Here is a 26,776-nt window from a genome sequence, read left to right on the forward strand (position 1 = left end):
ACTTTAATCTCCCCCTACCATGGGGGGGGTTCCGGGGGGGGGGCCCCCCAAACACCGCCCCCCCCCCCCCCCGGTTGTTGCTGTTGTTATGTGGTGCTGAGCCTTGATCAGGCGGTGAACTTCACCTTGCGGCGGCGAGCGACGAAGAACAGCGCGCCACCGATGGCCAGCAGGCCGGCGGCACCGGCGGCGACGCCACCAGCGGCGGCACCGGTGACGGGCAGGCCGCCACCCTCACCGTCGTCGCAGCCCTCGGCCGGCGCCTCGAACGGGATCTCGAGGGTGCTGGTGAAGGTCGTGCCCTTGTACTCGACGGTGTAGGTCACCTTGACGGAGAAGCCCTCGGTGGCGCTGAACTTCTCGGCCTTCGACTCACCCGGCTTGACGACCAGCGTGCGCTTCTCGCCCTTGCTGGTCTCGTACTCGATGGTGATCGGGGTGGCGTTCTCGCGGTTGTCCGCGCCGATCTCCATCGTGTCGCAGGTGACCTCGTAGGTCGGCTCGGCCGGGACGTCTTCCAGCGTCGGCGGCTTGCTGGGCTCCTCCGACGGGGTGCTCGGCTCGTCCGTCGGGGTGCTGGGCTCGTCGGTCGGGGTGCTGGGCTCGTCCGTGGGGGTGCTCGGCTCGTCGGTCGGCGTGCCCGGCTTGCACTCGCCCTCGAAGTCGACGTTGCCCGTGGTCACGCGGCCGTCGAAGTAGTCCGGGTTGGTCCACTTGGCAACCAGGCTCACCGAGGCGCCCTTGGCGTCGCCGGGGACGATCTGCTTGGCGGTGATCGGCACACCGGCCGGGATCGGCTCGCCGCCGATGGCCAGGCTCGGGTTGCTCAGCGTGGTGCCGGCCGGGGCGATGTCGACCGTCGTGAAGGTGGCCATCTGGCCGGGGTAGTCGCCGCCGATGGCGTTGACCGTCCAGTCGACGACCCAGTTGCCGTCCACACAGTTGGCGACGCCCGAGATGTTGCTGTGGTGGGCGAACGCCGGGGTTGCGAACACCGCGACGCCGGCGAGACCGATGAGGGACCCGGCGGCGAGGGCGGACACCCGGCGGAGCGGGGACTTGGACACGTTCACGCCATCTCCTGTGTAGGGGGTAGTGAGGAGCGCGCGAGGAGACAACAGCAGTCGCTGGTGGATTGAGCGAATCTGCGACGACGCCTCCCCGCGTCATCGGCGGGGACGATAGAACGCCACCGCAACGTCGCCCGACGATAGTCATTTCCCGAGATCAAAGAAACGTCTCAGCGTCCGCTAATGCTGTTGTTGCAGATTCGAGATCTTCGTTGTACCGAACGGAACCGTACCGTCGCCCGCAGTGCCCGCTGGGAGGGAAAAGTTCACGCCATCATGGCCCTTCGGGGCTGGTGAAGTAGCGTCCCCTGTGATGACAAGGATTATCGCGGGCGCACACGGCGGCCGGCGGCTGTCGGCGCCGCCGGGCGCGCACACCAGGCCCACATCGGACCGTGTCCGGGAGGCCTTTTTCAGCACGCTGGACACCATGACCGATTTGTCGGACACGCGGTTCGCTGACCTGTACGCCGGGTCCGGCGCGATAGGACTCGAGGCGCTCTCCCGGGGCGCTGCGCACGCGCTCCTGATCGAGTCGGACAGCAAGGCGGCGCGGGCGATCCGTGACAACATCGTCGCTCTCCGCGTCGGCCCGGCGGCCAAACTGGTCACCGGCAAGGTGCTTCAGGCGCTGGGTGACCCGCCGTCCGGCGGGCCGTACGACGTGGTGTTCGCCGACCCGCCGTACGCGCTGGGTGACGACGAGATCACCACGTTGCAGCAGGAGCTCGTGGCCAACGGCTGGCTGGCGCCGGACGCCGTGGTGATTTTCGAGCGATCCACCCGTGGCGAGCCGCTGAGCTGGGTGGACGGTCTCGTCGGCGACCGTACCCGGCGTTATGGCGAGACCACGCTTTGGTACGGTCGCCGATCATGAGACGAGCGGTGTGTCCAGGCTCCTTCGACCCGGTCACCAACGGGCACCTCGACATCATCGGACGGGCCAGCCGGCTGTTCGACGAGGTCATCATCGGTGTCCTCATCAACCAGTCGAAGACCGGGCTGTTCACCATCGAGGAGCGGCTGGAGATGCTCCGCGAGGCGACGGCCGAGTACGGCAACGTGCGGGTCGCGTCCTTCCACGGCCTGCTGGTCGACTTCTGCCGGGCGCAGGGCGCCGCGGTCGTGGTCAAGGGCCTGCGGGCGGTCAGCGACTTCGACTACGAGTTGCAGATGGCGCAGATGAACATCGGGCTCTCCGGTGTGGAGACATTGTTCATGCCGACCAACCCGCTCTACTCGTTCCTGTCCTCCAGCCTGGTCAAGGACGTGGTCAAGTGGGGTGGCGACGCCTCGTCGTACCTGCCGGACAATGTGCTGGCTCGCCTGGTGGGCCGGTTGAAGCAGAATTAGCCGCCGGGGCAGTAACGTGATCGCACCACGCTGGGTGGCGGTTCGACGACAGGAGTGAGGCACCGGTGGATCCGCTCGACCGCATCGACGAGCTCATCGAGCTGGTCCAGGACGCGCGCTCCGTGCCGATGTCCCGGACGAACTTCATGTTCGACCGCGGCGAGATGATCGAGCGGCTCGAGGAGCTGCGCGCCGAGTTGCCCTCGGAGCTGCGCAAGGCGGCTGCCGTCCTGGACGAGCGGGACCGGATCGTCGACGCCGGCCGGCGTGAGGCCGACCGGATCGTCAGCGAGGGCGAGAGCGAGCACGCCCGCCTGGTCTCGGTGAACGAGATCACGGTCTCGGCCGAGCACGAGGGCGCCCGGATCATCGCCGAGGCACGGACCGAGGCGCAGCGGCTGCGTGAGGAGGTCGACGACTACGTCGACACCGCGCTGGCCAACTTCGAGCAGTTCCTGACCCGGGCGCTGGCATCCATCGAGCGTGGGCGTGACAAGATGCATGCGCTGCGCGAGATCGGCACCTTCCAGGGTGAGGATGCCGAGCGGCCGCTCCCGTTCTGACCCGGGGTCGATTCGACGACGTCCTACAAGCTCAGGTAATGTTTTCGGTCGGCCTACCATGGCTGAGGAATCACGATGCCCAAGTCACCACAGAGCCACCTGGACCCCAGGCAACCGCTGGTCGTCGACACGACGAAACTGCCGCGGCAGCCTGGTGCGACGCGTGCCCTGAATCGGGTGGTGCCGGCCCCGGCAGACCTCGGCCTGGAGCTGATCTCGGTCCCTGAGGGCTCCGACCTCACGCTCGACATGAGCATGACGTCGGTCTCCGAGGGGGTCTATGTCAGCGGCACCGCCACCGGCTCGCTCACCGGCGAGTGCGGGCGTTGCCTCAACGAGATCGACAAGTCGTTCGAGGTCTCGGTCGCGGAGTTGTTCGCCTACGCGGACAGCACCACCGAGGAGACCACCGACGAGGACGAGGTCGGCCGGATGCAGGGCGACCTGCTGGACCTGGAGCCGGCGATTCGGGACGCGATCGTCCTGATGCTGCCGACCAATCCGCTCTGCCGCCCGGACTGCCCAGGGTTGTGCCCCGACTGCGGGGTGCACTTCGACGATCTGCCGGCTGACCACAGCCACGAGCAGGTCGACGCCCGCTGGGCCGCTTTGCGCAACCTGTCAAACAACAAGGAGTAGGAACCGTGGCCGTCCCCAAGCGCAAGATGTCGCGCAGCAACACCCGCTCGCGCCGGGCGAACTGGAAGGCGACCGCGGTGGTTACCGCGGCCTGCTCCCAGTGCAAGTCGCCGAAGCTGCCGCACGCCGCCTGCCCGGTCTGCGGCACCTACAACGGCCGCCAGGTCCTCGAGGTCTGACGACGCCGCGTGACGCGCCCGATCATCGGGCGGGTCGTGCCCGAGCGGTGGCGAGCCACCGGTGCCACGGCTCCTGGACAGCGCACTGTCGGGGAGCCGGGCACCGCGCGGATCGCCGTCGACCTCCTCGGCGGGGACCAGGCTCCCGCCGTCGTGGTTGACGGCGCTCTGCGTGCTTGCAAGGCAGACCCGGCCCTTCAGCTGACGCTCGTCGGCCCGGCCGATGCCGCCGACGCGGTTCTGGCCGCCCTGAAACCGGGCGACCGCCGCCGGATCACCACAGTCGCCGCCCCGGCCGATGCCGTGAGTGCCGCGATTCACACAGTCGCCGAGGGCCGCGCCGACGCCCTCGTCTCGGCCGGCGACACCCGGGCCACGGTTCTCTCCGCCGCCCGCGAGCTGGGCCGCTGGCCCGGCGTCCGCCGACCCGCCCTGACCGCCGTGCTGCCGACCGCGGCCGGCCGTCTCGTCCTGCTCGACGTCGGTTCCTCGGTCGACCCCGACGAGGAGACCCTCGCGTGGCACGCCCGCCTCGGCGCCGCGTACGCCTCGGTCGTCCTGAGAATGCCGACGCCCCGCGTCGGGCTGCTGACCATCGGCACCGAGCCCGGCAAGGGTGACCGCCTGCGCCGTGCCCTGCCCGCCCAGCTGGTCGACCTGCCGTTGCCGGGCGGCGCCCGGTACGCCGGTCTGGTCGAGGGCGGTGACATCGTGCTGGGCCGTGCCGCCGATGTCGTGGTGACCGACGGTTTCACGGGAAACGTACTGCTCAAAGGGCTGGAAACGGCGTACGCGCTATCCGGCCCGCCCTCCCGGAACACCGATCCACCGGCCCGGGCGGCGCTGCTGCTCGGGGTCTCCGGCACGGTCGTCGTCTGCCATGGCGCGGCCACCGGCCCGGATCTCGCCGCGGGCATCGCGCTCGCGGCCGACCTGCACCGCCGCAACTCGGTCGCGGCGATCGCCGATCTTCTTAGCGCTCAGCGAGGTATCGCATGATTGACAAGCGTCGTCGCCCCTCCACTGAACCGCTGGAGGAGGCGTTCGGTGTCCCGTTCAAGCCGGAGCTGCTGGAACGCGCGCTGACCCACCGCTCGTACGCGTACGAGAACGGTGGCCTGCCGACCAACGAGCGCCTGGAGTTCCTCGGCGACTCGGTGCTCGGCGTGGTGATCACGTCCGCGCTGTTCCACAACCACCCGGACCTGCCCGAGGGCCAGCTCGCCAAGCTGCGGGCCAGCGTGGTCAACATGCACGCGCTGGCCGACGTGGCGCGCGGCCTGGGCCCGGAGGGTCTCGGCCCGCACCTGCTGCTCGGCAAGGGCGAGGAGACCACCGGCGGGCGGGACAAGGCCAGCATCCTGGCCGACACGCTGGAGGCCCTGCTCGGCGCGATCTACCTGGAGCACGGGCTGGAGATCGCCGGCGAGGTGATCCACCGGCTGTTCGACCCGCTGATGGCCGAGTCGGCCGGCCGGGGGGCCGCGCTGGACTGGAAGACCAGCCTCCAGGAGCTGACCGCGGCGCTCGGCCTGGGTGTGCCGGACTACGAGATCGAGGACTCCGGCCCGGACCACGCGAAGACGTTCACCGCCTGGGTGGTGGTGGCCGGTGAGCGCTACGGCGGCTCCGAGGGCCGCAGCAAGAAGCAGGCCGAGCAGCGGGCCGCCGCGGCAGCGTGGCGGACGTTGACGGAGCAGTCCGAGAAGACCGACTCGTGACCACCGTCGTGGAGCAGCCCACGAAGGAGGATCTCTGGGAGCGGGCCGGCGAGCTGCGCGGCATCGGCGCCGCGGTCGGCATCCTGGCCCTGACCCGGATCGGCCAGCTGATCATGATCTGGTGGCTGAACGGCGGCGTCGCCGAGCCCCGCTCGCTCTGGGAACGGCTGCTGATCTGGGACGCCGGATGGTTCCTGCGGGTCGCCATGGACGGCTACCCGGAGGGCTACACCTACAGCGCGACCGGCCAGCTCGAAGGCAACGAGCTCGCGTTCTTCCCGGTCTACCCGATGCTGATCCGGGCCGGCGCCGCCATCGGCATCGACCCGAGCGCGGCCGCCCTCACCGTGGCCTGGCTCGCCTCGGTCTGCGCCGCGATCGCCCTGCACCTGCTCGGCTCGTCGCTCTACGGCAAACGGGCCGGCTGGGCCCTGGTCGCCATCTGCTGCTCGGCCCCGGCGTCCGTGGTGCTGTCCATGGCGTACTCGGAAAGTCTCTACATCGCCCTGGTCGCCGGCATGTTCGTCGCCGCGCACCGGCGGATCTGGTGGGCGGCCGGGCTGCTCGGCCTGCTCACCGCGCTGAGCCGGCCGACCGGCGCCGCCGCCGCGCTCGCTCTCGCGGTGGCCGCGCTGCTCGCCCTGAAGAACGACGACCAGCCGAAGTGGAAGCCGCTCACGGCGGCCGCGGTCGCTCTCGCCGGGGTGCCGGCCTACCTCGGCTGGGTCGCCTACCGGGTCGGTGACCTCACCGCCTGGTTCAAGATCCAGACAGCCGGCTGGGGCACCTCGTTCGACTACGGTTCCAGCACCGCCCAGTTCCTCTGGACCACCCTGCGGACCGGTGACGGCTGGATCCCGATGAGCGTCGCGCTGATCCTGCTGGCGGCGCTCGCCGCGGCCGGGGTGGCGCTGGCCCAGAAACCGTGGCTGCCGCTGGCCGTCTACGGCGTGGTCGCGATGATCCTCGTCTACGGGCAGGCCGGGTTCTACCACTCCAAACCGCGGCTGCTGCTGCCCGTACTGTTGACGCTGCTGCCCGCCGTAGTGGCGGCCGCCCGCGCCCGCCCCCGGGTCGCGGTCCTGTCGATCACCGCCTGGGCGCTGTTCGGTCTCTGGTACGGCGCCTACCTGGTAACCGTCTGGCCGTACACCTTGTAAAGGACGTTGAAGTGCCCGAGCTTCCCGAGGTCGAGACCGTCCGCATGGGCCTGGCGAAGTGGGTGACCGGCCGCACCATCGCCACCGCCGAGGTGCTGCACCCACGCGCGATCCGGCGGCACGTGCCCGGTGACGCCCACTTCGCGGCGGTGCTCGCCGGGCGTACCGTGCTGGACGTCTCCCGCCGCGGCAAATACCTGTGGCTGCCGCTGGACTCCGGCGACGCCATCATCGGCCACCTCGGCATGTCCGGCCAGCTGCTGATGCAGCCGACCGAGGCCGAGGACGAGAAACACCTGCGGATCCGGTTCACCTTCACCGACGGCGGCCCGCAGTTGCGGTTCGTCGACCAGCGCACGTTCGGCGGCCTGTCGGTCTCCGAGGGCGGCGCCGAACTCCCCGACGAGATCTCGCACATCGCCCGCGACCCGATGGACCCGCTCTTCGACGACGCGGCGTTCAACGCCCGGATGCGCGGCCGGCACACCGAGGTCAAACGGGCCCTGCTCGACCAGACCCTGATCTCCGGGGTCGGCAACATCTACGCCGACGAGGCCCTCTGGCGGGCCAAGCTGCACGGCACGCGGCCCACCGACCAGCTCACCCGCCCGGCCGTGGCCCGGCTGCTCGGTCACGTCCGCGACGTCCTCGGCGAGGCCATCGTCGCCGGCGGCACCAGCTTCGACGAGCTGTATGTCAACGTCAACGGCGAGAGCGGCTACTTCGACAGGTCCCTCAACGCCTACGGCCGCGAGAACGAGCCCTGCCACCGTTGCGGTGCGATCATCCGGCGCGAGCAGTTCATGAACCGGTCCAGCTTCAGCTGTCCTCGCTGCCAACCCAAACCCCGCAAACCCTGATTCGGTACGCCGTCGGCCGCCCCCGGCCGCAACCCACCCCTGCCACACCTACCACGCGACGCAGGCGGTGGTCCCGGCCGACAGCGCGACCGCCGGGCGTATGCGGTGGTCCCGGCCGGCTTCCACCGTTGTCTCAGCCCGTCCAAGACAGCGGTGTGGACCAGCCGGTTTTCGTGGCCGGCTCCCACCGCTGTCTTGCACGCTTCTTGACCGCGGTGAGAGCCGGCGGGGGTCAGCCGGGGGTGCCGGCGGGGGCCGCGGTCACCTGCGGGGCGGCGTCGGTGGCCAGGCCGAAACCGGCTCCGCGGCGGCCCATCAGACGGCGGGCGGCGGTGAGAAGCGGGGCGGGGACCCCGTACACGATGTGGCCGTCCCCGGGTCGCACCCCGTCGCCGTCCCAGCTCTGATACGCCGACCACGGTCCCTCGAAGGTGCAGATCCGTACACCCAGATCCCGGTAGAGCGGATGGGTCGGCACCCCCGGGTTGAGCACCACCCGATGCAGACCGCGCCGGGCGGCCAGGCGCACGGTCAGCGCGACCGGGCCCACCCCTCCGGAGCCGGCCGGCGCCCGGTCGAGGAACAGCCCCTCCACCCCGTCGGCGCGCCAGGCGTCGACGTCGGCCAGGACGTCGGCCAGGGAACGGCTGCCCCAGTCGAGGTCGATCCGCCCGAGCGACTGGTGCAGGGTGCGGCGGTCGCCGGGATGTTCGCGGACGATCCAGGTGTCGGCGTCCAGTTCCAGCTCGGGCGACGGATGGGCGTACGGTGGGAACAGGGTTTTCACGGCGTCCTCCGTAGGTCGGCGGCGGTCAGGGCGACGATGAGCAGTCCGGCCAGATGGGTGGCGGCGAGGACCGCGACAGCCGCGGGCAGGAGCCCGGACGGCGAGGCGAACAGGGCGAGCACCGCCGCGGCCAGCGGCGGGATGACGGCGAGAGCCGCGGCGATCCCGTGCCTGGTGCGGGCGGCCAGCAGGAAGGTGACCGCGAACACCCCGCCGAGCAGGGTGGCGGCGGCGAGCGCCAGAACCGCGTCACGGGCGCCGGGCACGACCGAGAAGCCGTACGGCAGCCGGTACGCGGCGACCAGCAGCCCACAACCGGCGGCGAGCGGCGGTAGCAGCCCGGCCAGCGTGATGATGGTGACGTTGCGTACGTGCCTGTCGTATTCCGCGGGCGTGACGGCCGCGTCCAGGCCGGCGTCGATCCGGTCGGTGTGCCAGCCGATCAGCCCTTCGAGCAGCGGTACCGCGACGAGCAGCGGCAACGCGGCCGGCAGCGGCATGACGGCCGGGCCACCGCGCCACAGCAGGATCACCGAGAACGCCTGAGCAGCCCCGATGATCAGGTAGGCGACGGCCCGCCGTCGATCCGCCGCGGTGAGCCGTGACCCGCGCCCGGCACAACCGGCGATCCGCGATCCGCCGGCCGTGGAGGCGGTGAGGCGCGAGCCCCGGCTGGCGGTGCGGCGGGCGGCACGGTCCGCCGACGCCGGGAGCAGCGCGGGCTGGAACGCGCGGATCGCGACCGCCACCATCGCCGCCGGCAGCAGCGTCTGGACCGGGACGAGGCCGGCTTCGGGAACTCCGGCGGCGTCGGCCATCGCGGCGGCGGCGAGCAGCCAGCAGGGCACGTACCATCCGGCGACCGCGCTCTCCGCTCTGGTGACGAGGGCGGCGGTGACTGTTGCGAGGGTGACCAGTCCGCCGATGCCGGCGGTGGCGGCGAGCAGCCGGTCCGGGCCGAGGAGGGCGTCCGGCGCGACCCAGACGAGCGCGCACCAGACCCCGATGACCGCCGCGAACCCGGCCCCGACGGTCCGCGCCGCGGCACTCGGCCCGCCACGCCTGGCGACTGTCACTCCCATGCTGGTCAGGGCCTGTGCGGCGGTCCACCCGAGCAGCACCATCACGGCCGGTACCGGCCACGCGACCCGCCCGAGCGGTTCGGCGGCGGCGACCGCGACGCTCAGCGCGCCGAGGTAGACGCCGCAGCGGACGAGTGCGGCGCTCAGATAGGCGCTCCGAGTCCGCCGCGCGTGCGACCAGCGGCCGATATGCCGCCGGCCGGTGCGGTACGGCCCACGCCTCTCCCCATCGGCGGGCGAGGCATCCCCGTCCTCCGGCGGCGCATCGGGGTCGTCGGCTGCGCCGAGTTCGAGCCAGAGCCGTTCGACGTCTGCATCGGCCCGCTCTCCCCAGCCGCCGGAGTCTCCCCAGCCGCCGGACGCATCGGTCCAGTCGGTCACCGTGCGCGGCCAGATCCCGGTGTCGGCGAAGTCGTGCCCGCCATCCCCGCCGGTCCGCCGGTCGGTCCCGGTCCCGGCGCGGGAGGCGGTGGGCAGGGCGGTCATGCCGGTGTGGTCGGTCCAGCTGCTCGGATGGGCTCGGCCGGCGTCGCTCCAACCGGTGGGCTCATCGGCCCACCCGGCCGACGCAGCCCTGCCATCAGTGTCCTCACGGACGACTCCGTCGGTCCGGACCCAGCTCCCGGTGGCGTCCGCCCAGCCGTGGCGATCCGCCCCGGCACCTCCGGCCCAGCCGCCCCCGGCGTCGTCCGGGCCGGCCCAGCCACCTGCCGCCGCGTTCCTGGTTCCGGACCGTCCGGCCATCGACGCGGTGGCTGTTCCGGAATCACCGACCCAGCTCATCGCGGGTGGTTTGTCGGTATCGGCGTCCCACTCGGCTCCCGGCTCCCGATCCTCGGGCGCGGCCCAGAAGCCCCGATGGCCCGCCGCATCCGGCACGTCGAGCGGGCCGTCGCCGCGGTCCGATGCCGGCCGGGCTGGTCGTGTGCTGGTCGCCCACGGGTTCCAGGCCGGGGATTCGGCTTTGCCGCCCGATTCGTCGAACGGTTCGTCGCCGCCGGCCGCCGGCAGGGTCTGCCGGATCGTGGTTGCCCACGGGTCCCAGCCGGGGGATTCGACATCGTCACCCGATGCGTCGTCATGGGCCGGCGGCAGAGCAAGTCTTGTGCTGGTCGCCCACGGGTCCCAGCCGGGGGATTCGGTGTCGTCACCCGATGCGTCGTCGTGGGCCGAAGGCAGAGCAAGTCTTGTGCTGGTCGCCCACGGGTCCCAGGCCGGCGCTGGGAACTCGACATCGTCGATCGCCGCACCAGAGGCCTCCGACACCCGGGAGAGGCCCGCCCGACCGGAGAACCCCGCCGAATCGGAGAACCCCGCCGAATCGGAGAAGTCCGCAGAACCGGAGAGATCCACCGCACTGGAGACGTCCGCCGAATCGGCGACGTCAGTGGCGCTGTCGAAGTCCGCCGCAGCGGCGGGGTCTGGTGCGTCGGCGGCGTCCGGCAGCAGTGGATCCTCGGCGGCGTGCCGGCCGCCCCGCCGCCGGGGCGGGGCGAGTTCGGGCTGGCCGGGTGCGGCGTGCCGGGGTTCGCCGGCGGCGTTCTGCTGCCGCCTGCGGTTGCGGTTGCGGGCGGTGCGTGTGGTGGCGGTCCCGCCCGTGCCACGCGGCGTGATCGTCATGAGGTCTCCCGAGTGAGCCAGCGCACGGTCGCCGGCGTGGTGTTCCGGGGCGCGGGAACGGTGAGCGCCAGTTCGAAGGCCGTCGCCGGGGGTGGCGCGGCCAGGTCGGTGTAGAGCGCGCCGTACACCCGGACGACCCGGTCGACGGTGAAGTGGCTGAGGGCGCGCTGGCGGGCCGCGTCGCCGAGGGCCCGCCGCCGCCCGGGGGCGCGGAGCAGGCCGACGATGGCGATGGCGAGTTCGGACGGGTCACCGGCGGGGACGAGGATCCCGGTGTCACCGAGCGTCTCGCCGGCCGGCCCGATGTCGACGCCGACCACGGCCCGGCCGGACATCATGGCTTCGACCAGCCGGTACGGCGGATCGGCGGGCCCCGGCACATGGGCGACGACCTGTCCGACGGTGTACCTGTCGCGGGGGTCGGCGGGCAGCGGGTGCAGTCGTACCGTCCGGCCGAGCCCGGTCCGTTCGATCTGTTCGGCGCAGTGTTCCTCGTGGGCGGCGGTGACCCCGACGAGGTGCAGCACCACCCCGGGAACGGCCGCCGCGACCTCGGTGAAGGCTTCCAGCACGAGGGCGAGGCCGCTGTCCGGTCCACCGCTGCCGGCCCAGACCACGGCGGGGGTCTCGGACAGTTCGGCGACGCCCGGGTACTCGCGGGGGTCGACACCGGCCGGCACCTGGACGAGCCGGGTGGGTTCGGCGCCGTGCCCGAGGGCCCACCCGTGATGGTAGGTGCTGAGCGGCGCGATCAGTTCGGCCTCGGTGTAGCCGGTGCGGGCGACGGCGGTCCGGAACCGGCGCAGCACGGCGCGGACGCTCGGCGAGAGCCGTTCCTCGGCGGGCCGCTGCCTGGGTACGGCGGCCCGCGCCTCGGTGAGCAGCAACGGCGTCCCGGTGCGCCAGTGTGCGGCGAGCGCGGCCAGCAGCGGGGTGGTGCCGCCGACGCAGTGCACCAGCTCGACCTCGGGCACCGGCACGGTGATCGCCCGCATGGCGTGCCGGAGCAGGGTGGCCGCGGCCCGGGCGTCGCGCACGCTGAGCCGCGGCAGTGGGGTGCCGTCGGCGGCGTGGGCCTGCCGTTGCCGCCACGCCTCCTGGAGCGCGTCGGTCAGCGGGAGCGCGGCCAGCGGGTCGGTGTCGGCGCCGGGCGGGCAGAGTCCGCTGACGCGGCGGAGCCCGTCGGCGAACAGCGCGGTGACGGGTGTCTCGTCGCCGAGCAGGCCACGGCAGAGCAGAGCGGCGGCTTCGGCGGCGCCGTCGGGCGCCGGGCCGCGCCGTCGTTCGGCACGGCCCTGGCCCCGGCCCAGCGCGACGGCGTGCGCGGAGCCGACATTGAACGGGAGCGGGTACGCGGGTGCGGACGGCAGTTCACGGTCCGTGACGGTCAGCAACTCGAAGCGGAACCGGCGCAGTCCCTCGACGAGGGTCCGGCACCATCCGCCGAGGGCGTCCCGCCGGTACGGGTACCCGCCGCCGGTGAGCAAGCAGATGCGCTCGCGCGACGGGGTCGGATTCACGCTGGAGGCAACGACACAACCCGGTGAAGTTGCCGGAGCATGTCGGCTAGGCGACAGAATTACGTCCCATTTAGCCCTATTTGTCAGCCGCCTTTGCCCGTTTTTGCCCGAAAGGCCACGACGTGCGGCCCGGTTTGCCGGTGACCGGCGCCGCTCGTGCTCCGCAGATCCGTCGATCTCCTGTGCTGCCGCCGCCGGACGGCTCCCCGGTGACCCGGGGTCGTGCCTCCAGAACCCTCCGTGTGGCCCCTCGGGGCAGCCGATGGGACGGAACGGGACGACCGTGCCCGAGTGCGTCGGATCTTGCGAAAACGGACCGGTCTTGACGAGATCGACATGCCCGCGAAAGATGTATAAGACCTGGTGGGATACCCATATCGTCGCCGCGAGGTGCCTTGGTGGCGTGATTCACTTGAGTTGCGCGCGTAACCGGCACTGCCCCGGCTTGACGGAGGGTGGGTATCGGCGGACTATGGAGTTGTCGCCAGTCGCGCCCACTCATGCCTCGGTTTTGCCGTGGTCTGAGTTCTTGCACCATAAAGAGCCCCGCAGTTTCACTGGCGGGATTCTGCGCTCACGCGTGCCCGTGAGCATGTGGTGTGTCGGTTCGCATGAGGTTCACTGCGCACTGAACCGCTCGGGTGCGTGAGAAAGGCGCCACGCTGGCCGGCATTTCCGGCAGCGATAAAAGACAGCGCACCACCCAAAATCGACGCAGCGCGTCACAAGGAGTCACGATGGCGAAGGCCCTCTTTGGCCACGTAGGTGCGGCGCCCGACCGGCGCCTCCTCGACGAGGTCACCCGACTGCGCTCCCGGGTCCAGTCCCTGGAGTTCGAGGTCACCCGTCTTCAGGCGGAGAACGACCGTCTCGCGGCGGCGGCCGCGGAGGCAGACGAGTTCGCGCGGCTGACCGAGCCCGCTCTGACCTGAGCCCCCTGATGCCGGGCGGTACTGCGGGGTAGCCATCCGGCATCGAAATCCCCTCGCACACCAGACGCACCACAGAAAACGCGCGCCTCCACTCCCGTGGCGGCGCGCAGCTTTTTCTCACCACGTGATTCCTGTGTCAGCGGCGATCGGCGGGTAGCCTGCCACCCAGCAGACGAACAGCAGACGACACTTCGGAGATCCGTGCACCTCAAGAGCCTGACGGTCAAGGGTTTCAAATCCTTTGCCTCCGCCACCACGTTGCGGCTGGAGCCCGGCATCACCTGCGTGGTGGGGCCGAACGGCTCCGGCAAGTCCAACGTCGTCGACGCCATCGCCTGGGTTCTCGGCGAGCAGGGCGCCAAGGCGCTGCGCGGCGGAAAGATGGAGGACGTCATCTTCGCCGGTACGGCCGGCCGGGCCCCACTGGGCCGGGCCGAGGTGACCCTCACGATCGACAACAACGACGGCGCTCTGCCGATCGACTACACCGAGGTGTCGATCACCCGCCGGATGTTCCGGGACGGGGCCAGCGAGTACGAGATCAACGGCAACTCGTGCCGTCTGCTCGACATCCAGGAGCTGCTGAGCGACTCCGGCATCGGCCGGGAGATGCACATCATCGTCGGCCAGGGCCGGCTCGACGCCATGCTGCACGCGAAACCCGAGGACCGCCGCTCGTTCATCGAGGAGGCGGCGGGCGTACTCAAACATCGCAAACGCAAGGAAAAGGCGATCCGCAAGCTGGACGCCATGGGGGTCAACCTCAATCGGCTCGGCGACCTGACCACCGAGCTGCGGCGGCAGCTGAAGCCGCTCGGCCGGCAGGCCGAGGTGGCCCGCCGGGCCGCCGGCATCCAGTCCGACCTGCGTGACTCCCGGCTCCGGCTGCTCGCCGACGACCTGCACACGCTGCGCACCACCCTGGACCGGGAGATCGCCGACGAGTCGGCGATGCGCGAGCGCCGCGGCCAGGTCGAGGAGGAGAACCGCGAGGTCCAGCGGATGCTGGCCGACCTGGAGTTCGCGCACGCCGAGGACGCGCCGCTGCTCCAGGCCGCGCAGGACTCCTGGTACAAGCTGTCCACCCTGCAGGAGCGGTTCCGGTCGACCGAGCAGCTGGCCACCGAGCGGCTGCGGCACCTGGCCGCCACGCCCGACGACGAGCGTCCCGGCCGCGACCCGGAGATGCTGGAGGCCGAGGCCGAGCGGGTCCGCGAGCAGGAGGAGGAGCTGCGCGAGGCCCTCACCGAGGACCAGATGCGCCTGGCCGAGGCGGTCGAGCACCGGCAGGACCAGGAACGCCAGCTGGCCGCGGCCGAGGGCGAGCTGCGGGCCGCCGCCAAGGCGATCGCCGACCGCCGCGAGGGCCTGGCCAAGCTCACCGGCAACGTGAACGCGGCCCGCGCCCGGACCACCAGCGCCGCCGAGGAGATCGAGCGCCTGGCGATCGCCCACGAGGACGCGCTGATGCGGGCCGAGGCCGCGCAGGGCGAGGTCGACCTGGTGTCGGCCGAGTCGACCGAGGCCGACCGGGACAACGCCGACCTCGACGCGCGCCACGACGAGGCGGTGGCCGCCCACGACCGGGCCGCCGCGGTGGTCCGTGAGCTGAGCGACACCGAGCGGGCCGCCGAGAAGGACGCGGCGAGCTGGAAGGCCCGCGAGGAAGCGCTGGCCATGGGCCTCAAGCGCAAGGACGGCGCCGGGGCGCTGCTGGCCCGGGCCGGTCAGGTGCCCGGTCTGCTGGGCAGCCTCGCGTCGATGCTGAGTGTGCGCCCCGGACACGAGGTGGCGCTCGCCGCGGCCCTGGGCGGTCTGGCCGACGCGGTCGCCCTGTCCGGCGTGGACGAGGCGATCGAGGCGATGCGTACCCTCAAGATCGCCGACGCCGGCCGCGCCGACCTGATGGTCGCCGGATCCGCCGGGCCCGGCATGCAGGGTTCGCTCGCGAACCTGCGCCCGAGCCTGCCGGAGGGCGCGGTCTGGGCGCCCGAGGTGGTCGACTGCCCGGAGCAGATCCGGCCCGCGGTCAACCGGGCGCTGCGCGATGTGGTGCTCGTCCCCGACCTGGCTGCGGCGGCCGCCCTGGTCGCGGCGAACAGCGAGTTGCGCGCGGTGACGCCGGACGGCGACCTGCTCGGCGCCTACCTGGCGGCCGGCGGCTCGGCCAAGGCCACCAGTTACATCGAGGTCCAGGCCGCGGTCGACGAGGCGAAGGCGAAACGGGCCGTCGCCGAGGAGACCATCGCCGAGGTCAAGGAGCAACTCGGCGAGGCACGGGCCGAGGTCGCCGAACTCAAGCAGGCGGTCGCGGTGGCCGCGCAGGCCAAGCGGGCCGCCGAGGGCGAACGCAACGCGGCCGCCCGCCGGCTGGCCGAGCTCGGCGCTGCCGCCCGGTCCGCCAAGGCGGAGAGCGAGCGGCTCGGCGCCTCCCGGCAGAAGGCCGAGGCCGCCCGCGAGGCCGATCTGATGCGCGTCGCCGAGCTGGAGGAACGGCTGCGGCTGGCCGAGGACACCCCGCTCGACGAGGAGCCGTCCACCGAGGAACGTGACCGGCTGGCCGCGCTGGTGCCCCAGTCCCGGCAGAACGAGATGGAGGTGCGACTCGCGGTCCGTACCGCTGAGGAACGTGTCTCCTCCATCGCCGGCCGCGCCGATTCGCTGATGCGCCAGGCCAACCAGGAGCGGCAGGCCCGGGAACGGGCCGCCGCTAGGCGCGCGGCACGTGCCCGCGGCGCCGAGATCGCCCGCGCGGTCGCGCACGGCGCGGCCGCCGCCCTGGAACATGTCGCCGTCTCGCTGGCCGCCGCGGCCGACCGCCGCGACCGGATCGCCAGCGAGCGGACCAGCCGGGAGGCCGAGCTCCAGGAGGTACGGGCACACGCCAAGCGCCTGGTGGCCGAGCTGGAGCGGCTCACCAGCGAGGTGCACCGCGACGAGATGGCCCGTGCCGAGCAGCGGATGCGCATCGAGCAGCTGGAGGCGAAGGCCGCCGAGGACTTCTCGCTCGACGTCGAGACGCTGATCAGCGAGTACGGCCCGGATCAGCCGGTGCCGCCGACCCAGGCCGAGGTGGCCCAGGCCGAGAAGGACGGCAAGCCCGAGCCGCAGCCGGCCCCGTTCCACCGGCCCACCCAGGAGAAGCGGGCCAACAAGGCGGAGCGTGACCTGACCCTGCTCGGCAAGGTCAACCCGCTCGCGCTGGAGGAGTTCGCCGCGCTGGAGGAGCGCTACAAGTTCCTCTCCGACCAGCTGGAAGATCTGAAGGCCACCCGCCGGGACCTGCTCACCGTGGTCAAGGACGTCGACGACCGGATCCTGGAGGTCTTCACGTCGGCGTTCGAGGACACCGCGCGTGAGTTCCAGCAGGTCTTCCAGGTGCTCTTCCCCGGTGGTGAGGGCCGGCTGATCCTCACCGACCCGGAGGACATGCTCACCACCGGCGTCGAGGTGGAGGCCCGCCCGCCGGGCAAGAAGATCAAGCGGCTGTCGCTGCTGTCCGGTGGGGAACGCTCGCTCACCGCGGTGGCCATGCTCTGCGCCATCTTCCGGGCCCGGCCCTCGCCCTTCTACATCATGGACGAGGTGGAGGCGGCCCTCGACGACGTCAACCTGGGCCGGTTGATTACCCTCTTCCAGCAACTGCGGGAGAAGAGCCAGCTGCTCATCATCACGCACCAGAAACGGACGATGGAGGTCGCGGACGCCCTGTACGGCGTCACGATGCGTGCCGGCGTCACCCAGGTGATCAGCCAGCGCCTCGCGCGCGACCCGGAGGAGTAGAGACGTATATGCGCGACCGCGCCCAGGCCCTGATGATCGACCTGGACGGCGTGCTGCGCCGCTGGGACCCGGCTCCGATGATCGCCGTCGAGATCGGGTACGGCCTCAAGCCCGCCTCGCTGCTGGAGACGGCGATGTCGTGGGACATCTACCGGCCCGCGATGGCCGGCGAGATCACCGACGCCGAGTGGATGAAGCTGGTCGCCGACCGGCTGCCGCTGGAGCCGGAGCGGGCCGCCGCCGCGGTCGCCGAGTGGCAGTCCTACCGCGGCGAGGTCGACCCCGAGGTGCTCGCCTTCGTCCGTGAGGTGCGGGCCGGCGGGCGCAAGGTCGCGATCGCCACCAACGCCACCGACCGGCTGCGCCCCGACCTGGACGCGCTCGGGCTCACCGGCGAGGTCGACCTGGTGCTCAGCTCGTGGGAGCTGAAGGTGCACAAGCCGGCCCCGGAGTATTTCCAGCAGGCCTGTGAGCTGCTCGGGGTGCTGCCCAAGCACGTGCTCTTCGTCGACGACGACGATCGGGTGGTCCGTGGCGCGCGGTCGGCGGGGCTCTCCGGATACCGGTGGGCGGGGCCGGAACACGTACCATATCTGCGCAAGGTTCTCGATCTACCGGTTTGATGCCACGTGCCGTGTCCGTGAGCTGACCGGGTGTGGTCCTCCCCTGAGGATATGGGTCGTGCCAGTGAGGCACGCTTTGTCTGAAGGGGATTGATATGTCTGCTGTGACCAGGATCGCCGTGTTCGCCGGCGGATGCGCGCTCGTCGCGGGCCTGACGGCGTGCGCATCCACACAGAAGACGGACACACCCGCCGCAGCGCCGACCACCACCGCCGCCAGCACCGCCGCTTCGGCCTCGGCTCCGGCGGCGTCGGCCACGCCCACGACGACCAAGACGACCGGCATGGCGAGCGCGACCATCAAGGGCGAGCGGGAGTTCGCCTTCGTCAACGGTGCCGGCCTGACGGTGACTGTGGGCGCCGACGGCGTCGCCGCTGTCACCGGTGACCCTGGAGACCGCTCCCTGTTCGTGACCACACCGCTCGCACCGGGCTCGACGAAATATCTGATGCAGACCGCCCGGATGATCGAAGGTGGCGAGCCGTGGTGCCTTCAGGTGCACAAGGCCGGCGAGACCACGCCGCTCCAGTTGAAGATCGCCGCTTGCGACGCCGGTAAGAAGGACCAGATCTTCACGTTCCCGAAGGCAGCCGGGGGCAAGGGCCTCTACATCGAGGTCAACGGTCTCTACGCGCTGACCGGCACGTCGAATGGCAAGGTGGTCGTCCAGGAGAGCGGCGAGGGTGACGCGATGAGCGCCTTCACCGTGCAGGACAAGGGCAAGTCCACTCTGCCGCACCTCGGCGACTGAAGTAGCAGGTGTCACCGGCCCCGGCGATCGCGCCGGGGCCGGTTCCCGTTTCAGGGGTGGTAGTCGACCGCGACGACATCGTGCAGGTTGCCGTCCTTGGTGGTGCCCTCGATCCGGGCGCTGGCGACCGCGCCGTCCAGCCGCAGCGTGCCGACCGCGTTGCCGAAGTACGGCCCGGCCAGCTTCTTCCACCGCAGCGACGGCTTGCGCACCGACATGGTCAGCGCGAGCGCGCGCACCGACTGGACCACCCCCGGCCACCACGCCACCCGCATCAGCGGCCGCAGCGGCAGCGGCACCTCGTTGTGGATCGGCGAGCAGGTCAACTGGTAGACCGGGGTCGCCATGGCATGACCGAAGTCGGCCCGCGCCACATACGAGTGATGAACGTCACCGGAGAGCACGCTGATCGAGGCCGGCGCACGGTACGCCCCACCGGCGCCCACCCGATGTCCGGGAGCCTCCGGCCCGCCCTCGCCGAGCCGCCGGAACAACTCGCCCAGAGCCGCGAACGACTTGCCGAACGCGGCCCAGTGCTCCAGATCGAAGGTCCGCCGCACCTTCTCGCCGAACGCCGCCGACCGGGGCCGGTGCGACTCGGAGATCCGCTCGTTCCACGCCTCCAGATAGTGGATGGCGGGCGGCATCAGCCACGGCAGCGACGAGCCGACCACCAGATGGTCGTAGTCGCCGTGGGCCCGGTTGACGAACCAGTTCCACTCGGCGGCCGGCAGCATCGCCCGGGCGCCCGGCGTCAGCACCCGGTTGCAGCGGTTGTCCAGCACGACCAGCCGGGTCCGGCCGATGTCCAGGGCGAAACTCCACTGGTACGGCACATCGGTGTTCTCCGCGGACGACGGCTCGTCCACCCGCAGCCCGAACTCGCGCAGCAGATCGGTGGCGTCCTCGGCCTCGGTCACCTTCCGGAACAGCGGGTCGGCGGCCAGCTCGTCCGGGCTCAGGTTGCCCAGGTGCTGATAGATCCAGTAGGAGGCGAGGCCGCCGGAGATCCGCTCCCGCCACCACGACTGGGCGGCCATGTCGGAACGCCAGGAGGCGGACGTGTTCCAGTCGTCGATCAGCTCGTGATCGTCGAAGATCATCACACTCGGCACGGTGGAGAAGAGCCACCGCACCTCCGGGTCACGCCACGACTCCAGGTACAGCTTCGTGTACTCCTCGAAGGCCACCACCTGGTCGGCCGGGCCGTCGTGACCGTTGCTCCGGCGGCTGCGCAGGAAACGGCGCACCTTGGGGGAGGTCTCGTCGGCATACACCTGGTCGCCGAGCAGCACCAGCAGGTCGGGGCGGGTCTCCGGATCGGTCATCAGCCGCCTGGAGAACGCGTCCAGCGCGTCCGGCGGCAGCCAGCGCCCGCTCACCTGCGGGGTGCCCTTCCGGCAGGAGCCGAAGATCAGGCTGACCGGCTGGGCGGCGTCGTCGGCGGACCGGGTGCGGATCACCGGCGGCGGATACTCCGAGCCGGCCTCCGGCCAGACCTGCCGGTCGTCCAGGAACAGCCGGTACGGGTTCGCCGAATCGGGGGCCAGGCCGTCGACCGTGATCATCGCGTAGTGGTGGCCGTACGCCGAGAAGGTCTTGGCAGACCCGGCGCCCGCGCCGTCCACCTCGACCCGCGCCTGCGCCGGCGAACTCGTCTCCAGCCACAGGGTCGCGCGGTCGCCGTCGACTCGGCGCAGCACCGGTCCGACGAGAAGTTGAGCGGTCACCGGATGGGATCCCTCCACGGGGGGTTCAAGGGGCGTCCCATCCTCCGTCAATCCGGCCCGGAATCGCCAGCCGTCCGGCCTCCGCCACGGCCGGACGGCTCATCTGTCAGGATTCGGGCATGGAATACGTGGTCGCCGCAGTGATCCTGCTCGTCGTCCTGATCGTGGGAGCGGTCGGGCTGGTGGTGCCGAGGATGCGGCGCCGCGATCTCCCGCCGCCGCCCACCGTGCCCACGGTGCCGCCGGCCGAGGAGGAGATTCCGCCGCTCATCGAGCAGCCTTCGCCGCCGGTCGCGGTGGAGGAGCCGGTTGTCGAGGCGCCGCCGGTTGTCGAAGAGAAACCGGTCATCGAGAAGCCGGAGCCGTCCGCCGGCCGTCTGGTCCGGCTGCGGGCCCGGCTGGCCCGGTCGCAGAGCGTGCTCGGCCGGGGCCTGCTCAGCGTTCTCTCCCGGGACCACCTCGAGGAGGAGGACTGGGAGGAGATCGAGGAGAGCCTGATCTCCGCCGACGTCGGCATCGAGGCGACCCAGGTGATCGTCGAGCGGCTGCGTGAGCGGGTCCGGGTCCTCGGCACCCGGACCGTGGCCGAGGTCCGCGAGCAGCTCGTCGAGGAGCTGGTGGCGGCTCTGGAGCCGGGCCTGGACCGGAGCCTGCGGACCGCGCCGCACGACGGCCGGCCGGCCGTGGTCCTGGTCGTCGGCGTCAACGGCGCCGGCAAGACCACCACCTGCGGCAAGATCGGCCGGGTGCTGATCGGTGACGGCGGCAGCGTGCTCTTCGGGGCAGCCGACACGTTCCGGGCCGCCGCGGCCGACCAGATCCAGACCTGGGGTGAGCGGGTCGGCGCCGAGACGGTCCGTGGCCCGGAAGGGGGAGACCCGGCCAGCGTGGCGTTCGACGCGGTGAAACGGGGTATCGACACGTCCGTGGACACCGTGCTGATCGACACCGCCGGCCGCCTGCAGAACAAGGTCGGCCTGATGGACGAGCTGGGCAAGGTCAAGCGGGTGGTGGAGAAACACGGCCCGGTCGACGAGACCCTGCTCGTGCTCGACGCGACGACCGGGCAGAACGGTCTGGAGCAGGCCCGGGTGTTCACCGAGGTGGTGGACGTCACGGGAGTGGTGCTGACCAAGCTGGACGGCACGGCCAAGGGCGGCATCGTCATCGCGGTGCAGCGCAAACTCGGGATCCCGGTCAAGCTGGTCGGCCTCGGCGAGGGCCCGGACGACCTGGCCCCGTTCGAGCCGAAGGCCTTCGTCGAGGCTCTTGTCGACGGGGACGCGTAGGCTCGCGGGTGTGCCGTACATACCCGGGAGGCCCTGAGTGACGCAGGAGCCGCTGCGCGAGATACCGCTGCACGGTGGCAACGTCTCTACGGTCTCCCGGATCGGCGACACGGTCCGGCGCAACGCGGGGCCGTGGACGCCCGCCGTGCACGCTCTCCTGCTGCACCTGGAGCGGGTCGGGTTCACCGGCTCGCCACACGCCCTCGGGATGGACGAGAAGGGCCGTGAGGTCCTCTCCTATCTGGACGGGGAGTGCGGCGAGTATCCGCTGGCCCCGCACTGGGTGACCGAGGAGGCCCTGGTCACCGTCGGGACGATGCTGCGGATGTTCCACGACGCGCAGTATGGTTTCGTCCCGCCGCCGGGCGCGGTCTGGCGTTCGTTCGGCCCGCCCCCGCCGGACACCGAGGTGATCTGTCATCACGACGCCGCCCCGCACAACGTGGTCTGGCGGCCGGACGGCACCCTGGCGCTGATCGATTTCGATCTGGCGTCACCCGGCTCACGGCTTTACGACGTGGCCTACGCGGCATGGACCTGGGTTCCGTTGTTCAGTGACCGGGATTCCTACACCCTCGGATGGAAGCGGCCGAACCGGCCTCGTCGTCTGCGCCTGTTCGCGGATGCGTACGGGTTGATCCCGCGGGACCGGCACCGGCTGGTGCGGACCATCCGCAAGCGGATCGTCGACCATGTCGAGGGCATCCGGCGGATGGCGGCGGCGGGCGATCCGGCGTTCGTCCGGATCGTGCACAAGGGCCATCTGCGCCGGCCGATGCGCGATCTGCGCCTGCTGGACTACGAGCGCCACACCCTCGAGTACGCGCTGCGCTGACCTAGCTCAAAGCGCTGCGATCGGGGCGAAAACGGCGATATCGTGGCAGCTCAGGGCCAGTATCCCTGCGGACTGTGAGGTTTTCTTCACACGTCGGAAACAACGCGTGACGTCTCGGAAATCGCGCGAAGACCGTGCTCGAAACAGCAGGCCGGAAAGCTTCGCGCCGAACCGGCCGACAGGCGGCGTTGCCCCAGGTCCGGTGTGAGAGGACACCTTCATTCCGAGAGGAGGCAGCGTGGAGATCAACACCGGCAATACCGCCTGGTTGCTCCTGTCGTCTGCGCTCGTTTTGCTCATGACACCGGGTCTGGCGCTGTTCTACGGTGGCCTCAACCGGTCCAAGGGCGTTCTGAACATGATGATGATGAGTTTCTCCTGCCTGGGGCTCATCAGCGTTCTGTGGATCCTCTACGGCTTCAGCCTCGCCTTCGGGGTCAACGAGAGCTCCGGCCTGCAGAACATCATCGGTAACTTCGACTACCTCGGCGCCGACGCTGCCAAGATCACCGAGGAGTGGCTGTTCTTCGGGGCCAACACCGGCATCCCGACGTACGCCTTCCTCGTCTTCCAGATGATGTTCGCGATCATCACGGTCGCGCTGATCAGCGGCGCGATCTCGGACCGCCTGAAGTTCGGCGGCTGGGTCCTCTTCGCGGTCGGCTGGTTCACCCTGGTCTACATCCCGGTCGCGCACATGGTCTGGGGTGGCGGCTTCATCGGCACCACGATCCGGGCGCTCGACTTCGCCGGTGGTACCGCGGTCCACATCAACGCCGGCGCCGCGGCGCTCGCGCTGGTCCTGGTCCTCGGCAAGCGGATCGGCTGGCCGAAGGACAACATGCGGCCGCACAACGTGCCGTTCGTCGCTCTCGGCGCCGGCCTGCTGTGGTTCGGCTGGTTCGGCTTCAACGCCGGCTCCGAGCTGACCGTCGACGGCACCACCGTCATCGCCTTCATCAACACCCAGGTTGCCACCGGCGCCGCGCTCGTCGGCTGGGTCGCCGTCGAGTGGATCCGGGACCGCAAGCCGACCCTGGTCGGCGCCTCCTCCGGCGCGGTCGCCGGTCTGGTCGCCATCACCCCGGCCTGTGGTTTCGTCGAGCCGGTCCCGGCCGTCATCATCGGCCTGGTCGCCGGTGTGCTCTGCGCCCTGGCCGTCGGCCTGAAGTACAAGCTGGGCTACGACGACTCGCTCGACGTGGTGGGCGTCCACTTCGTCGGCGGCTGGATCGGCTCTCTGGCGATCGGCTTCTTCGCCACCGACTCGGTCAACGCCGGCATCACCGACGAGAAGATCCTCAACGCCAGCAACGGCCTCTTCTACGGCGGCGGCGCCACCCAGCTGCTCCGCCAGTTCGAGGCGAGCGCCCTCGTCACGGTCTACTCCTTCATCGTCGCGGCGATCCTGGCCTTCATCCTCAAGGCGATCAAGCTGGGCCGGGTCAGCGACGAGGCCGAGGTCGGCGGCATCGACATCTCGGCGCACGGCGAGACCGGCTACGACTTCACCCCGGCCTCCGGGGCGGGCGGGGGCGGCGCGTTCGCCCTGGCCGGTATCGGCACCAAGGAAACCGTGGACGCTGACGGCAAGGCTTCCGTCAGCCAGAAGGTCACCAGCTAGATTCCCCCGATGGCTGCAATGGAAGGACTGAGCATGAAGCTGGTGACCGCGGTCATCAAGCCGTACCAGCTCGACGCGGTGAAGGAGGCTCTGCACGCTCTGGGCGTCGCCGGGCTCACCGTCAGCGAGGTGCAGGGCTACGGCCGGCAGAAGGGCCACACCGAGGTGTACCGGGGCGCCGAGTACACGGTGGAGTTCCTGCCGAAGATCAAGGTCGAGGTGCTGACCGACGAGATCGACGTCGAGAAGATCGTCGACGCCATCGTCACCGCCTCGCGGACCGGCAAGATCGGCGATGGGAAGGTCTGGGTGACCTCGATCGACGAGGTCGTCCGGGTCCGCACCGGCGAGCGCGGCCTCGACGCCCTCTGATCCGATGACGAACCCGTTGAGTGAGCCGCCGGCCCCGCCCGCACGTCCGGCAGCGGGCGGCTCACTCGACGAACTGAAGGACCACATCGGCGCCGCCGCCCGTGACGAGCGGGCGGCGGCGCTCGACCTTTGGCTCAAACAGCTCTTCCCGTCCCACCTGCCGGGCGTCAGCCTGATCGCGGTCGGCGGGCTCGGCCGGCGCGACTGCGCCCCCTACAGCGACCTCGACCTGGTGCTGGTGCACAACGGCACCGCCGGGATCGACCGGATCGCCTCCTCGCTCTGGTACCCGATCTGGGACGCCCGCCTCGGGCTGGACCACTCCGTGCGTACCCTCCCGGAAGCTCTGTCCGTCGCCCACGACGACGTGAAAGTGGCCCTCGGCCTGCTCGACGCCAGGCATCTGGCCGGCGACGCCGGCCTCTCCGCCGAGGTGATCGCCGCCGTCTCCGACCAGTGGCGGCGCACCGCGGTCCGGATGATGCCGCAGCTGCGCGAGCTCACCACCAGTCGGTGGACCCAGCACGGTGAGCTGGCCTTCCTGCTTGAGGGCGACCTCAAGGAGGCCTCCGGCGGGCTGCGTGACGTGACCCTGCTGCGCGGCATCGGTCGCGCCGGGATCGCCGACACCATGCGCCCCGCCGTCCGGGCCGCCACGCTGCGCCTGCTCGACACCCGCGACGCCCTGCACCTCGCCGTCGGCCGCCGCGTCGACCGGCTCGTGGCCCAGGAGCGCAAGGCGGTCGCCGACCTGCTCGACATCGACGACCCGGACAATCTGCTGCGACGGGTGGCGGGCGACGCCCGTACCGTCGCCCATGCCGTCGACGACGCCTGGCGGGCCATCGACCGCCTGCGCGGCGGACGCCGTCGCGGCGGGCCGTCCACCCCGTCGAGCCGCCGCCCGGTCGCCCGCGACGTCGTCGAACAGGACGGCGAGCTGGTGCTGGCCCGCACCGCGATCGGCCCGGTCCCGGACCCCAGCCTGTCGCTGCGGGTCGCGGCCGCGGCCGCCATCACCCAGCTGCCGATCGCCCGCGCCACCTGCGAATGGCTCGCCGCCTTCTGCCCGCCGCTGCCGTCGCCCTGGCCGGCCGCTGCCCGGGCCGCGCTGGTCTCGCTTCTCGGCTCCGGCCCCGGCCTGCTGCCCACCTGGGAGACCTGCGACAGGTACGGCCTGATCGACGCGTGGCTGCCCGAGTGGGCCCGGATGCGCAGCCTCCCGCAGCACCACCCGATCCACCGGTACACCCTCGACCGGCACCTGGTGCAGGCCGCCTATGAGGCCACCGCCTTCGCCCGCGAGGTGGACCGCCCCGACCTGCTGCTGATCGGCGCCTTCCTGCACGACGTCGGCAAGGGGCTGCCCGGCGACCACAGCATCGTCGGCGCCCCGATCGCGGCCGACATCGCCACCCGGATCGGCCTGCGCCCGGCCGACGTCGCCACCGTCGAGAAGATGGTCCTGCTGCACCTGCTGCTGCCGGACGTGGCGACCCGCCGTGACCTGAGCGACCCGAAGACGATCTCCACCGTGGCCGAGAAGGTCGGCGACACCCATACGCTGCACCTGCTGCACGCGCTGGCTCGCGCCGACTCGCTGGCCACCGGCCCGGCCGCCTGGTCGGACTGGAAGGGCCGGCTGATGGCCGACCTGGTCGACAAGGTGGACACCGCGCTCGACACCGGCGCCCTGCCCGAGCCGCCCGAACCCGACCCGGAGCTCCTCGACGGCGCCCTGCCGGTGGTGCACCTGGACGGCGACCGGGTGGCGGTGGCCGCCGCCGATCGGCGCGGGCTGCTCGCCGGGGTGGCCGCGTGCCTGGCCATGCACCGGCTCGACGTGGTCGCCGCCGACACGATCACCGTGGACGGGCGGGCCATCGTCGAGTTCTCCACCTCGCCGCGGTACGGGTCGCCGTACGATCCCGTCGCTCTCGCCGCCGACCTGCGCAGAGTCGGCGCCGGCGATGTCTCGGTGACCCAGCGGGTCCGCGCCCGCGCGATGAGCGCGCGCGGCGGGACCGCCTCGCCGCGGGTGGTGTGGCAGCGTGACGTGGCCACCGACGCGGTGGTGCTGGAGTTGCGTGCCGCCGACTCGCCGGGCCTGCTCTACCGCGTGACACACGCCCTCGACGAAGCCGGCGCGGAGATCCGCGCGGCCCGCATCTCCACCCTCGGCAGCGACGTCGTCGATGCGTTCTACCTGGTCGGAGCCTGGGCTTCGGCCGACGAGCGGAAGCAGGTCGAGGCGGCCGTCCTGGCCGCCGTCTAGCGTCACT

The 26,776-nt window shown here is 71.3% G+C and carries 23 protein-coding genes; 18 read left to right on the forward strand and 5 right to left on the reverse strand.

Features of this window, described 5'->3' with window-relative positions:
* Positions 1-107 precede the first annotated feature (107 nt).
* Positions 108-1,073, reverse strand: coding sequence for an LPXTG cell wall anchor domain-containing protein (locus AB0E94_RS08895; RefSeq protein ID WP_360324166.1), 966 nt, complete (start codon positions 1,071-1,073; stop codon positions 108-110).
* A 310-nt stretch (positions 1,074-1,383) separates the two neighbouring features.
* Here AB0E94_RS08895 and rsmD point away from each other — a divergent pair, with 310 nt between their 5' ends.
* From rsmD to mutM, 9 genes are all read left to right on the forward strand, one after another.
* On the forward strand, positions 1,384-1,947 hold the full coding sequence (rsmD, locus tag AB0E94_RS08900) for a 16S rRNA (guanine(966)-N(2))-methyltransferase RsmD (RefSeq protein WP_360324168.1): 564 nt from the start codon (positions 1,384-1,386) through the stop codon (positions 1,945-1,947).
* The gene (gene coaD / locus AB0E94_RS08905) at positions 1,944-2,423 is read left to right on the forward strand and encodes a pantetheine-phosphate adenylyltransferase (RefSeq protein WP_317790494.1); all 480 of its coding nucleotides are present in this window, start codon (positions 1,944-1,946) and stop codon (positions 2,421-2,423) included. Before rsmD ends, coaD begins: the two co-directional genes overlap by 4 nt.
* 65 nt (positions 2,424-2,488) lie before the next feature.
* Entirely contained in the window at positions 2,489-2,986 is a 498-nt protein-coding gene (locus AB0E94_RS08910; protein ID WP_093622215.1) for a hypothetical protein, read from the forward strand.
* Positions 2,987-3,061: 75 nt separating this feature from the next.
* Entirely contained in the window at positions 3,062-3,625 is a 564-nt protein-coding gene (locus AB0E94_RS08915; protein ID WP_360324171.1) for a DUF177 domain-containing protein, read from the forward strand.
* 5 nt (positions 3,626-3,630) lie between these two features.
* Positions 3,631-3,804, forward strand: a complete 174-nt coding sequence (rpmF, locus tag AB0E94_RS08920) for a 50S ribosomal protein L32 (RefSeq protein ID WP_106316358.1) — start codon at positions 3,631-3,633, stop codon at positions 3,802-3,804.
* A gap of 36 nt (positions 3,805-3,840) precedes the next feature.
* The gene (locus tag AB0E94_RS08925) at positions 3,841-4,803 is read left to right on the forward strand and encodes a phosphate acyltransferase PlsX (RefSeq protein WP_360324550.1); all 963 of its coding nucleotides are present in this window, start codon (positions 3,841-3,843) and stop codon (positions 4,801-4,803) included.
* Entirely contained in the window at positions 4,800-5,525 is a 726-nt protein-coding gene (rnc, locus tag AB0E94_RS08930) for a ribonuclease III (protein WP_360324173.1), read from the forward strand. The genes AB0E94_RS08925 and rnc overlap by 4 nt, the downstream gene beginning before the upstream one ends.
* On the forward strand, positions 5,522-6,685 hold the full coding sequence (locus AB0E94_RS08935) for a mannosyltransferase family protein (protein ID WP_360324175.1): 1,164 nt from the start codon (positions 5,522-5,524) through the stop codon (positions 6,683-6,685). Before rnc ends, AB0E94_RS08935 begins: the two co-directional genes overlap by 4 nt.
* A gap of 11 nt (positions 6,686-6,696) precedes the next feature.
* On the forward strand, positions 6,697-7,545 hold the full coding sequence (gene mutM / locus AB0E94_RS08940; protein WP_360324177.1) for a bifunctional DNA-formamidopyrimidine glycosylase/DNA-(apurinic or apyrimidinic site) lyase: 849 nt from the start codon (positions 6,697-6,699) through the stop codon (positions 7,543-7,545).
* Positions 7,546-7,777: 232 nt separating this feature from the next.
* On the opposite strand, the gene AB0E94_RS08945 is transcribed toward mutM, so the two are convergent.
* The 3 genes from AB0E94_RS08945 to AB0E94_RS08955 are packed head-to-tail and all read right to left on the reverse strand — an operon-like array spanning position 7,778 to position 12,554.
* The gene (locus AB0E94_RS08945; protein WP_360324179.1) at positions 7,778-8,332 is read right to left on the reverse strand and encodes a spherulation-specific family 4 protein; all 555 of its coding nucleotides are present in this window, start codon (positions 8,330-8,332) and stop codon (positions 7,778-7,780) included.
* Positions 8,329-11,034 carry a hypothetical protein gene (locus tag AB0E94_RS08950; RefSeq protein ID WP_360324181.1) on the reverse strand — a complete coding sequence of 902 codons (2,706 nt, stop codon included), beginning with the start codon at positions 11,032-11,034 and terminating at the stop codon, positions 8,329-8,331. Before AB0E94_RS08950 ends, AB0E94_RS08945 begins: the two co-directional genes overlap by 4 nt.
* A complete protein-coding gene (locus tag AB0E94_RS08955) occupies positions 11,031-12,554 on the reverse strand; it encodes a DUF3492 domain-containing protein (protein ID WP_360324183.1) in 1,524 nt (507 codons plus the stop codon). Before AB0E94_RS08955 ends, AB0E94_RS08950 begins: the two co-directional genes overlap by 4 nt.
* 737 nt (positions 12,555-13,291) lie before the next feature.
* Here AB0E94_RS08955 and AB0E94_RS08960 point away from each other — a divergent pair.
* From AB0E94_RS08960 to AB0E94_RS08975, 4 genes are all read left to right on the forward strand, one after another.
* Positions 13,292-13,486 carry a hypothetical protein gene (locus AB0E94_RS08960; RefSeq protein ID WP_043532705.1) on the forward strand — a complete coding sequence of 65 codons (195 nt, stop codon included), beginning with the start codon at positions 13,292-13,294 and terminating at the stop codon, positions 13,484-13,486.
* A 201-nt stretch (positions 13,487-13,687) separates the two neighbouring features.
* Entirely contained in the window at positions 13,688-17,269 is a 3,582-nt protein-coding gene (gene smc, locus AB0E94_RS08965) for a chromosome segregation protein SMC (protein ID WP_360324185.1), read from the forward strand.
* A gap of 8 nt (positions 17,270-17,277) precedes the next feature.
* On the forward strand, positions 17,278-17,892 hold the full coding sequence (locus tag AB0E94_RS08970; RefSeq protein ID WP_360324187.1) for an HAD-IA family hydrolase: 615 nt from the start codon (positions 17,278-17,280) through the stop codon (positions 17,890-17,892).
* A 95-nt stretch (positions 17,893-17,987) separates the two neighbouring features.
* The gene (locus tag AB0E94_RS08975; RefSeq protein WP_360324189.1) at positions 17,988-18,644 is read left to right on the forward strand and encodes a hypothetical protein; all 657 of its coding nucleotides are present in this window, start codon (positions 17,988-17,990) and stop codon (positions 18,642-18,644) included.
* A 50-nt stretch (positions 18,645-18,694) separates the two neighbouring features.
* On the opposite strand, the gene AB0E94_RS08980 is transcribed toward AB0E94_RS08975, so the two are convergent.
* Positions 18,695-20,374: an alkaline phosphatase D family protein gene (locus AB0E94_RS08980; RefSeq protein ID WP_360324191.1), complete on the reverse strand. Its 1,680-nt coding sequence runs from the start codon at positions 20,372-20,374 to the stop codon at positions 18,695-18,697.
* Between the two features lie 119 nt (positions 20,375-20,493).
* Between AB0E94_RS08980 and ftsY the strand changes: the two genes are divergently transcribed.
* The 5 genes from ftsY (at position 20,494) to AB0E94_RS09005 (ending at position 26,769) form a co-directional block, all read left to right on the forward strand.
* Positions 20,494-21,663, forward strand: coding sequence for a signal recognition particle-docking protein FtsY (ftsY, locus tag AB0E94_RS08985; RefSeq protein WP_360324193.1), 1,170 nt, complete (start codon positions 20,494-20,496; stop codon positions 21,661-21,663).
* Positions 21,664-21,700: 37 nt separating this feature from the next.
* Complete coding sequence (locus tag AB0E94_RS08990) at positions 21,701-22,498, forward strand: aminoglycoside phosphotransferase family protein (protein WP_317790508.1); 798 nt, start codon at positions 21,701-21,703, stop codon at positions 22,496-22,498.
* Positions 22,499-22,736: 238 nt separating this feature from the next.
* The gene (locus AB0E94_RS08995) at positions 22,737-24,122 is read left to right on the forward strand and encodes an ammonium transporter (protein ID WP_360324195.1); all 1,386 of its coding nucleotides are present in this window, start codon (positions 22,737-22,739) and stop codon (positions 24,120-24,122) included.
* Between the two features lie 33 nt (positions 24,123-24,155).
* On the forward strand, positions 24,156-24,494 hold the full coding sequence (locus AB0E94_RS09000; RefSeq protein ID WP_170153773.1) for a P-II family nitrogen regulator: 339 nt from the start codon (positions 24,156-24,158) through the stop codon (positions 24,492-24,494).
* Between the two features lie 4 nt (positions 24,495-24,498).
* Positions 24,499-26,769 (forward strand): [protein-PII] uridylyltransferase, encoded by a 2,271-nt coding sequence (locus tag AB0E94_RS09005; RefSeq protein ID WP_360324197.1) that lies wholly within the window; start codon positions 24,499-24,501, stop codon positions 26,767-26,769.
* Positions 26,770-26,776 lie beyond the last annotated feature (7 nt).

This window comes from Actinoplanes sp. NPDC026670 (assembly GCF_040638175.1).
In the GTDB taxonomy this organism is placed as follows: Bacteria; Actinomycetota; Actinomycetes; order Mycobacteriales; family Micromonosporaceae; genus Actinoplanes.

Bases quoted from the DNA above. Each gene is read 5' to 3' on its own strand.
- AB0E94_RS09005 (WP_360324197.1), top strand. From the start codon at position 24,499: ATGACGAACCCGTTGAGTGAGCCGCCGGCCCCGCCCGCACGTCCGGCA.
- coaD (WP_317790494.1), top strand. From the start codon at position 1,944: ATGAGACGAGCGGTGTGTCCAGGCTCCTTCGACCCGGTCACCAACGGG.
- rsmD (WP_360324168.1), top strand. From the start codon at position 1,384: ATGACAAGGATTATCGCGGGCGCACACGGCGGCCGGCGGCTGTCGGCG.
- AB0E94_RS09000 (WP_170153773.1), top strand. From the start codon at position 24,156: ATGAAGCTGGTGACCGCGGTCATCAAGCCGTACCAGCTCGACGCGGTG.
- AB0E94_RS08915 (WP_360324171.1), top strand. From the start codon at position 3,062: ATGCCCAAGTCACCACAGAGCCACCTGGACCCCAGGCAACCGCTGGTC.
- AB0E94_RS08970 (WP_360324187.1), top strand. From the start codon at position 17,278: ATGCGCGACCGCGCCCAGGCCCTGATGATCGACCTGGACGGCGTGCTG.
- rnc (WP_360324173.1), top strand. From the start codon at position 4,800: ATGATTGACAAGCGTCGTCGCCCCTCCACTGAACCGCTGGAGGAGGCG.
- AB0E94_RS08975 (WP_360324189.1), top strand. From the start codon at position 17,988: ATGTCTGCTGTGACCAGGATCGCCGTGTTCGCCGGCGGATGCGCGCTC.
- AB0E94_RS08950 (WP_360324181.1), bottom strand. From the start codon at position 11,034: ATGACGATCACGCCGCGTGGCACGGGCGGGACCGCCACCACACGCACC.
- ftsY (WP_360324193.1), top strand. From the start codon at position 20,494: ATGGAATACGTGGTCGCCGCAGTGATCCTGCTCGTCGTCCTGATCGTG.
- AB0E94_RS08960 (WP_043532705.1), top strand. From the start codon at position 13,292: ATGGCGAAGGCCCTCTTTGGCCACGTAGGTGCGGCGCCCGACCGGCGC.